Source organism: Sphingopyxis sp., from assembly GCF_041916015.1.
Taxonomy (GTDB): Bacteria; Pseudomonadota; Alphaproteobacteria; order Sphingomonadales; family Sphingomonadaceae; genus Sphingopyxis.
In genome coordinates this window covers 1-1,741 of sequence record NZ_JAYSAH010000069.1, presented here as the reverse complement: position 1 = coordinate 1,741, position 1,741 = coordinate 1, and the positions used below count along the sequence as shown (strand labels likewise).

Genomic DNA, 1,741 nt, shown 5'->3' with positions numbered 1-1,741 from the left:
AGCACGCGGCCCGCGCGGCGGATCGCGCCGCGGATGCGCGGATAGGTGCCGCAGCGGCAGATGTTCGTCATCGCCGCATCGATCTCGGCATCGCTGGGGTTGCTGTTCTTGCGGAGCAGCGCGGCCGCGGCCATGATCATCCCCGACTGGCAGAAACCGCATTGCGGCACCTGTTCGGCGACCCACGCCTGCTGCACCGGGTGGCTGCGGTCGCGGGTCAGCCCCTCGATCGTGGTGACGAAGCGGCCCTCGCACTCGGCGATGGTGACCATACAGCTGCGAATCGCTTCACCGTCGATATCGACGGTGCAGGCGCCGCAGTCGCCGGTGCCGCAGCCATATTTGGTGCCGGTCAGGTTCGACGCATCGCGCAGCGCCCACAGCAGGGGCGTTTCGGGGTCCATGCGATATTCGACCGGGCGGTCGTTGACCGAGAATCGCGTCATAAGGCCTCTAGTAGCGGCCCGGCGCGATTAGTCACGCCAGCTTGTGTCGATCTTGTCGACCTTGCGCACCATCGCCTCGAACTCGGCCTTGCCGGCGCCGCCGGGGATTTGTGCCTGATACAGGTCGCGCTGGTGGACCTTGACCACATCGTCGCCGATCAGGATCGGCTTGCCCATGCTCATCGTCGCGAGCTGGATCTCGCAGGCGCGCTGGAGCACCCAATATTTGATGAAGGCCTCGGGCAGCGTCCGGCCCATGACGACCGGGCCGTGGTTCCGCAGCATCAGGATGCGCTTGTCGCCGAGATTCTCCAGCAGCCGCTCGCCTTCTTCCTCGCGCACCGTAATGCCCTCGAAATCATGATAGGCGAGCTGGCCCATATAGTTGCAGGCATAGAAATTCGTCGGCTGCAATCCGCCCTCGAGGGCGCAGACCGCCATCGTCGCGGTCGTGTGGGTGTGGATGATCGCGTGCGCGTCGGGCAGGGTGCGGTGGAACAGGCTGTGCTGGACGAAACCCGCCTTGTTGACGTGCCAGGGATTGTCCGCATCGACCTTGTTGCCATCAATGTCGATCTTGATCAGGGTCGAGGCGGTGACCTCGCTGAAATGCATGCCATAGGGGTTGATGAGGTAGCTGCCGTCCTCGTCGGGAATCTTCACCGTGATATGGTTGAAGATCATCTCGTCCCAGCCCATCATCGCGAAGATGCGGTAGCAGGCGGCGAGTTCCTGCCGCGCCGTCCACTCGGCTTCGCTATATTTGCTGTTGCGCTTGAGCTGGGTCGCCATGGCCTGATCCTCTTCCTGTATCGGTTTCGTCCTGCTACCTATGCCACAGGGCGAGGGGGCGGCACAATCCCGCCGCAAGGGTTTCGGCGGAGGCTGTGAGCGCCCCGTCGCGCGGGGGCTTGCATTTCGGCGCGAATCCCTTTAGTTGGCGCAGCATCGGAACGTCGCGCTTTCGCGGCGCTCTTTTTATTGCCCGAATATCGGCGGTTTTCGGCCAACCGGAGCATCCGGTGCCTGACCGTTTTGACGAACAGGAGACGACACGGCGTATGCAGATCATCGTTCGCGACAACAATGTCGACCAGGCCCTTCGCGCGCTCAAGAAGAAGCTGCAGCGTGAGGGCGTGTATCGCGAAATGAAGCTGCGTCGTCACTACGAAAAGCCCAGCGAAAAGCGCGCGCGCGAGCGTGCCGCCGCTGTCCGCCGCGCCCGCAAGATGGAGCGCAAGCGGATGGAGCGCGACGGTATCAAGTAAGACCGTTTCCCGTTCGGGATCCTGATT

Annotated in this window: 3 protein-coding genes; 1 reads left to right on the top strand and 2 read right to left on the bottom strand. The window is 63.2% G+C overall.

Annotated features, from left to right (window positions below; all coding sequences use genetic code 11):
* Window positions 1–446 (bottom strand): (2Fe-2S)-binding protein (locus ACE3SL_RS10085; protein ID WP_374525604.1); only part of this gene is annotated, 446 nt, incomplete at its 3' end.
* Between the two features lie 27 nt (window positions 447–473).
* Window positions 474–1,238, bottom strand: coding sequence for a class II aldolase/adducin family protein (locus tag ACE3SL_RS10080; RefSeq protein WP_374525603.1), 765 nt, complete (start codon window positions 1,236–1,238; stop codon window positions 474–476).
* A gap of 269 nt (window positions 1,239–1,507) precedes the next feature.
* Between ACE3SL_RS10080 and rpsU the strand changes: the two genes are divergently transcribed.
* Window positions 1,508–1,714 (top strand): 30S ribosomal protein S21, encoded by a 207-nt coding sequence (gene rpsU, locus ACE3SL_RS10075; RefSeq protein WP_003047635.1) that lies wholly within the window; start codon window positions 1,508–1,510, stop codon window positions 1,712–1,714.
* Window positions 1,715–1,741: the final 27 nt, after the last annotated feature.

Coding starts and splice junctions, on each gene's coding strand:
- ACE3SL_RS10080 (WP_374525603.1), bottom strand. CDS start 1,238: ATGGCGACCCAGCTCAAGCGCAACAGCAAATATAGCGAAGCCGAGTGG.
- rpsU (WP_003047635.1), top strand. CDS start 1,508: ATGCAGATCATCGTTCGCGACAACAATGTCGACCAGGCCCTTCGCGCG.